6 protein-coding genes are annotated in these 6681 nt (G+C 41.0%); 2 read left to right on the plus strand and 4 right to left on the minus strand.

The genetic code is table 11. The annotated features are described in order from the left end of the window. Positions 1 to 31 precede the first annotated feature (31 nt). Positions 32 to 658, plus strand: a complete 627-nt coding sequence (locus A9957_RS05180) for a hypothetical protein (RefSeq protein WP_292343419.1) — start codon at positions 32 to 34, stop codon at positions 656 to 658. Between the two features lie 203 nt (positions 659 to 861). Here the strand turns inward: A9957_RS05180 and A9957_RS05185 are convergent, their stop codons facing one another. From A9957_RS05185 to tnpA, 3 genes are read right to left on the minus strand one after another with little or no spacing between them, the layout of a single operon-like run. Next, entirely contained in the window at positions 862 to 987 is a 126-nt protein-coding gene (locus A9957_RS05185; RefSeq protein ID WP_292343420.1) for a hypothetical protein, read from the minus strand. 10 nt (positions 988 to 997) lie between these two features. After that, complete coding sequence (locus A9957_RS05190) at positions 998 to 2050, minus strand: RNA-guided endonuclease TnpB family protein (RefSeq protein ID WP_096711812.1); 1053 nt, start codon at positions 2048 to 2050, stop codon at positions 998 to 1000. Continuing rightward, on the minus strand, positions 2047 to 2448 hold the full coding sequence (gene tnpA, locus A9957_RS05195) for an IS200/IS605 family transposase (RefSeq protein WP_096711811.1): 402 nt from the start codon (positions 2446 to 2448) through the stop codon (positions 2047 to 2049). Before tnpA ends, A9957_RS05190 begins: the two co-directional genes overlap by 4 nt. 763 nt (positions 2449 to 3211) lie before the next feature. Between tnpA and A9957_RS05200 the strand changes: the two genes are divergently transcribed. Beyond that, positions 3212 to 4135: a sensor histidine kinase gene (locus tag A9957_RS05200; protein WP_292343421.1), complete on the plus strand. Its 924-nt coding sequence runs from the start codon at positions 3212 to 3214 to the stop codon at positions 4133 to 4135. 70 nt (positions 4136 to 4205) lie between these two features. On the opposite strand, the gene ppsA is transcribed toward A9957_RS05200, so the two are convergent. Next, positions 4206 to 6614, minus strand: coding sequence for a phosphoenolpyruvate synthase (gene ppsA, locus A9957_RS05205; protein ID WP_096711357.1), 2409 nt, complete (start codon positions 6612 to 6614; stop codon positions 4206 to 4208). Between the last annotated feature and the right edge of the window lie 67 nt (positions 6615 to 6681).

Genomic DNA, 6681 nt, shown 5'->3' on the forward strand with positions numbered 1-6681 from the left:
ATATTTCTAAATAATAGAGGAAGGTGTGTTAATGAAATCTAAATCAATTATTGGTGTGGCCATTTTAGCAATGGTCCTTATGGTTAGTGGTTGTCTGACTATAACAGTAGATTCAAAAGTAAACAAAGATGCAAGTATAGAGAAATACAGTTTACAGATGGAAATGGGAAGTAACATGTATGACATGTTGAACAACGCAGGCGAGCGGACACTAAAGGAAACTGCCGAGGAAAGGGGAGCCACATATACCGAAGAATGGAATAGAGGCAATGTAACCATTATAATGGCCTTTAACAATCCTGATCCTGAAAGCATAAATGTGACTTCTGAAGTACAGGGGGATTACATCATATACCGTGATAATATTACAGCCGATTTGATAGACCGGGCAATGGATGAAACAACAAGTGATTATAGCACGAACTTGTTAGATGCTGAAAGCCCAATAAAAAAACATTACTATTTAGAAATGCCTGGTGAAATTGTAGATTCTAATGCCGATGTGGTGAACGGTAATAAAGCCGAGTGGCACATGGTAGAAGCGGGAGATTCCAGACCAATATATGCAAAAAGTGAGATTCCACTTCTGCCGGGGTTTAGTTCACTGATGGGTATAATTGTATTACTGGGATTGATTTTTGTTACATCCAGACGTTAAAGGTGTGGTAATATCTCCACACCATGCTTCTTTTTTGAGAATTAGATATATACAATAACCTAATTGTGTATTTCTTTACAGTCACACTTCAATAATACAAAATTTATACATTGGTCTAATAAGGATGAGTGAACCCAGAAGCCAAAATATTTGTAATTGATATTTAGTAAGTCACCACGGAATCCTTATGGCAACCGTCCGCCCTATTTTTTCATCCCAGAATTGTAGACCCCTGTTTTCACCACACTTACGGTCCCGTCAACAATTGCTTCTGAGGATAATACTTTCATCCATCCGCCTATCAATTTCAGGTAAACTATTCCTGACATACTCCCACGACTAAAGTGCGTGGGGTTCTACGGTTGATTGCTTTCTAATCATTGCCGCTTTGGGGATACCAGTATTCCCCTTTGCTACATCACTTTCTGTAGCAAATCGAACTATGTTTGGAGATAATGCAATGTTGAAAGCTGCATTAACGTCCGCATGTTCAACGTGTCCACAAGAAGGACACTGGAAGTTTTTGCCATTTCTGTCCCCTATATGACCGCATCTGCTACATGATTGAGAAGTGTATGCAGGGTCGATATAAGCGATAGGAACTCCAAGTAGTTTGGCTTTGTATTCTATCATCATTTGGAACTGATAGAAAGACCAACTATTCAAGGAATAACGGAATGACTTTGCTTGTTTCTTGTTCTTACGGATGCCCTTGAGTTCTTCGAGCTTGATTCCGTAGCCATTTTCATAGGCATTACCCACTATCTTCTTGCTAATTTTGTGGTTAATGTCTCGGACGATTCTACTTTCACGGTTTTTGAGTTGTTTTACTTTTCGATATTTACCTCTCTTTTGTAGATTTTTACGGATATGTTTGTATTTTTCATGAATATGTTGTCCTGATTTACCGAGTTTCATAATTTTTCCAGTATCAGGAGATGCTACGACTGCTATATGACCTGTAGTATTTCGGTCTACTCCTAACCATTCTGTAGCTTCATATTCTGAATTTTCTTTGTGGGTTACAGAAACAAAGAGATATTCGTTATCTACTTCAATCTGATTGATAGTGTCGAAGTAGATGGGGATTTCATGTTTAAGTTCCAATTTCAATGCTGTTATTTTGATAATTTGTGATGCAGGGGCATACTGGATTCCCTGTTTAGGGATTGTTAATTTAACCTTATTGACACGTTTTATCTTCTTATTACGCCCGTATTTACGAATAATCTGATTGCTCATCACTGATTTTAATCCGAATTGTTTTACATCTTTGGAACTGAATTTAGCTGAATGCGGATGATGCTCTAATACATAGTGAGCTACTTGTTTAGCCTTTTTTAGTTCATCGGAAAAATCTCGATGATGCTTGATTTTGTATGTGAGTATCATTTATTTTTCTGTTCCTCAATGTATTTTTTAACTGTTGTTTCCGAAATGTGACCTACAGATTCACAATAGTAGCTTCGAGTCCATAATGTCGGGAGTCTAGTTCTCATTTCTGAAAATTCTTGTCTTAAAATACGAGATGTATAACCCTTCAATTGTTGAACAATCCAATGAGGACTCATTGTAGGTGTAGTTTTCACAAATAGATGAACGTGGTCGGGCATTATTTCCATTTTTTCAATGATTACTCCGATTTCTTCTGCTTTATTATAGAGAAGTTCCTTTAAACGTGCTTCAATCTCATTTTCTAAAACATTGCGTCTATATTTAGGACACCATATTAAATGAAAACCAATGTTATACACCGTTGTATTGCTATGTTTCCATCTCTCTGTTGCCATGATAATGTATTATATGTCTGACATCTATATAACATTTGTGATTAACTAAATGAGTGGGGTACGATTCATCCTATGACTAAAGTCATAGGCTTTCTCTACCCCTACGCCCCATTAGTCGTAAACTTTATTCCCACCGTAGCTCCGAGTACATGACAGTGGCTTTCCAGATGGTTGAAAAGTCCCACCCCACGTAGGTGTTATCAGCGCACGGGGCAGTCATTTCGTCTGTTGTCCGGCCATTTCCACCATCACTGCTGCTCTGGCCAGTAGTCTCTTTGTCCCAATATGAAGCAGTGATCGTTGATGAGTACTTTTCCCGATGAGACTATTTTTCTGGGAAATCTCAGCGTCCCTGAGCCTTTCCTTGGCCCTTAAAAATTCAGTATCAAAGGCTAGATTTTTTAAGTATTTGACGTTTTGCCATATGACTAATCCTTAAGTGCAACATATAAATATATACAAGTGATACTGAGCTATTAGTGATATGTAAGTAATCTCCAATATACGACGTGTTGGAGGCAATAACATCAAGAATACGGAGGATAAACCGAATACAAAATGTGTCGAAGCTGCATTAAGAAAGCGGACACATGACCTGGAAGAGCGGGCCAAGGAACTAGACTGCCTCTACCAGATATCCAGAATTGTCGAAAAGGAAAGAAATCTGGACACAATTTTACAGGAAATAGTCGACTTCATTCCTTCCGCCTGGCAATATCCATACATAGCTTGTTCAAGGATTACCGTGGAAGAAAATACATTTATGAGCCCGCATTTTCAGGAAAGCCAGTGGAAACAGGCCGCCCCATTAATTGTTGAGAACAAAAATGCAGGTTGCCTCGAGGTTTTTTATCTTGAAAATAAGCCACAAGCAGCGGAGGGGCCGTTCCTCAGGGAAGAGCGCAAGCTGATTGATGCCTTGGCGGAAAGGATAGGAGACGCCATCGAACTGATGCGTGTAGAAAAAGAACTCAGCAACTACCGCAAGAACCTGGAAGAAATCGTAGAAAAACGTACTTCTGAACTAACCTTTGTCAACCAGCAACTACAGAAGGAAATTGCTGAACGGAAACGTGCTGAAAAGTCCCTCCGTGAATTTGAAGATATGAGGATTAAAGAAATTCATCACAGGGTAAAGAACAATCTGCAGGTTGTCTCCGGACTGCTGTATCTTGAATCGACGAATTTTAACCATAATGAAGTAGTAGAAGCTTTTAAACAAAGTGAAAATCGGGTGCGTTCGATAGCTCTTATACACGAAAAGTTATATCAGTCCAGCGACTGCAAAAACCTCGACTTTTTGGATTATGTTAATGAGCTTATGGAATATCTTATGCATTCTTATGATCTTGATAATAACAAAGTGATTGTAAACGTCAATGTGGATAAAATCCATCTTGAAATGGACAGGGCCGTACCCCTTGGAATCATAATCAATGAGCTGGTTTCCAATGCCCTGCAACATGCTTTTAATGAAGGACAGGATGGTGTAATCGAAATTCATTTCGCTAAAGAAAATAGTGGTTATAGCCTGATTGTGAATGACAGTGGTGACTTTCCCAAAGAAATAGATTTCAAGAATACAGAATCTCTTGGACTGCAACTTGTAACCAATCTTGTTTCCCAGATAGACGGTACAATAGACCTGAACACAGCTGAAGGTACTACTTTTACGATACACTTCTGAATACAGGAAAAAATCATATCTGACCTAAAAAGTAATGATAGCAACCCCGGAAAAGGTTGCTGAAATGTTTTCATTTCCCAATACTTTTCTCGGTTTCCATCACCTTGAGATATATTTTGAGTATCGAATCTGGATTCAGAGAAATGGAATCAATGCCTTTTTGCACAAGGAATTCAGCAAATTCCGGGAAATCACTTGGGGCCTGACCACAGATCCCGCTGTGCTTATTATTTCTTTTTGCACCTTTTATTGCCATGGATACCATCGCTTTTACAGCCTCATCCCTCTCATCAAAGGTTGAAGCCAGGATCTCAGAATCCCGATCAACCCCCAATGTTAGTTGTGTCAGATCATTGGACCCGATCGAAAAACCATCGAAGTATTTGCTGAATTCATCGATCAGGAGTGCATTACTGGGAATCTCACACATCATATATACCTGCAGGTTATTTTCACCCTTTTTAAGGCCGTGTTTGTCCATTTCTTCGATAACTTTGCGGGCTTCCTCCACACGTCTGCAGAAAGGAATCATTAGAATAAGGTTGGTAAGCCCCATTTCATCCCTAACCTTTTTCATCGCCCTGCATTCAAGAGCAAACCCTTCCCTGTACCTTTCATCATAATAACGTGAAGCTCCCCGGAAACCAAGCATGGGATTATTTTCCTTTACTTCAAAATCTTCTCCACCCAGCAGGGTTGCATATTCATTGGATTTGAAATCGCTCATGCGCACAACTACTGGCTTTGGGTAGAATGCAGCTGTGATTGTCGCGACACCTTCAGCAAGCCTTTCCACAAAGTAATCCCCTTTATCTGAATAACCCTGTGTCAATTTTTCAATCTGATTGACCGCACCCTGATCTTTGACTTTTTCCGTATGAACCAGCGCCATCGGATGAATCCCTATATAACTGTTTATGATAAACTCAAGTCGAGCCAGCCCGATTCCATCATTTGGTATCCGGGACAGTGCAAAAGCCTCTTCAGGATTTCCCAGATTCATCATTATTTCTGTTTGGGTCTTGCTGACATCTTCCAGCTCTGTGGTTTCCTTATGGAATGCAAGTTGGCCTTCATAGACCCTGCCTGTGTCCCCTTCAGCACAGCTTACAGTAACTTGACTACCCGTTTCAAGGATTTCTGTGCTGTCATCCGCCCCCACAACTGCGGGAATGTCAAGCTCACGACTGACAATAGCTGCATGACAGGTCCTGCCTCCTTTATTGGTAATGATGGCTGCTGCATTTTTCATCACAGGTTCCCAATCCGGAGTGGTTGTATCTGCCACCAGGATTTCCCCGGGTTTGAAGGAAGACAAACCAGAGACATCTTTGATAACATGCACCCTGCCCGAGGCTATCCTGGACCCAACACTTCTGCCTGTGACAAGCACCTTGCCTTTTTCATCCATGTAGTAGGTTTCAAGCACATCCTTCCTTTTCTGGGATTGTACTGTCTCCGGTCTTGCCTGAACGATGAATAATTTTCCTGTATCACCATCCTTTGCCCATTCTATATCCATAGGCATTGCCTTATTCGATTTCCCGGAATAGTGTTTCTCAATTGTGACAGCATATCTGGCAAGCTGCAGTACCTCCTCATTGTTGATACAGAAGTCTTTTCTGTCACTTTCAGGAACATCCACATTACGCGTAAGTACTCTGGAATCGCCCCGGCCGTAGATCATCTTAATCTCTTTGCTGCCGACCTTTTTGCGGATAATGGGCTTATAGCCTTCTTCAAGGGTCGGCTTGAATACGTAGAACTCATCCGGATTTACCAGTCCCTGTACGATATTCTCACCTAACCCATATGATCCGGTGATAAAGACTACATCCTCAAAGCCAGTTTCTGTATCGATGGTGAACATCACTCCGCTTGATGCAAGGTCAGAACGCACCATTTTCATTATACCAATCGACAGGCCTACATCAAAATGATCGAATTTGTTATTTATCCTGTAGGAAATGGCCCGGTCGGTGAACAAAGAGGCAAAACAGCGGCTGCATGCATCATTCAGGGCGTGATAGCCGTGAATGTTGAGATACGTTTCCTGCTGGCCTGCAAAAGATGCATTTGGCAGGTCTTCAGCAGTGGCTGAACTGCGTACTGCAACATCGGTATCTGCACCATACTGTTCACACAGTTTGTCATATGCAGTTTTAATTTCATCCCATAGATCTTCAGGAATAGGTGCATCCAGGATTGTGTGCCGTGCCCTTTTGCCTATATCAGCAAGGTTACTGAGAGTCTTCGTGTCCAACTCATCCAGAATCCTTCGTAGGTCTTCCAGCACACCTGCCGAATTCAGCACATGCCAGTAGGCCTCAGCAGTGATAGCAAAACCATTAGGAATACAGATGTCCTTATCCGTAAGTTCCCTGTACATTTCACCCAATGATGCATTTTTCCCTCCCACCAGGGACACATCATCAATAGTAATCTCTTCAAACCATCGTATGTATTTGTTATCGCTCATTGTAACCCCACTACTATTTTCAATTAGTTGGTTATATGATTCCGGAATGTATTATATGTTCCTGTGG

Origin of the sequence: Methanohalophilus sp. DAL1 (assembly GCF_001683555.1) — an archaeon.
Taxonomy (GTDB): domain Archaea; phylum Halobacteriota; class Methanosarcinia; order Methanosarcinales; family Methanosarcinaceae; genus Methanohalophilus; species Methanohalophilus euhalobius.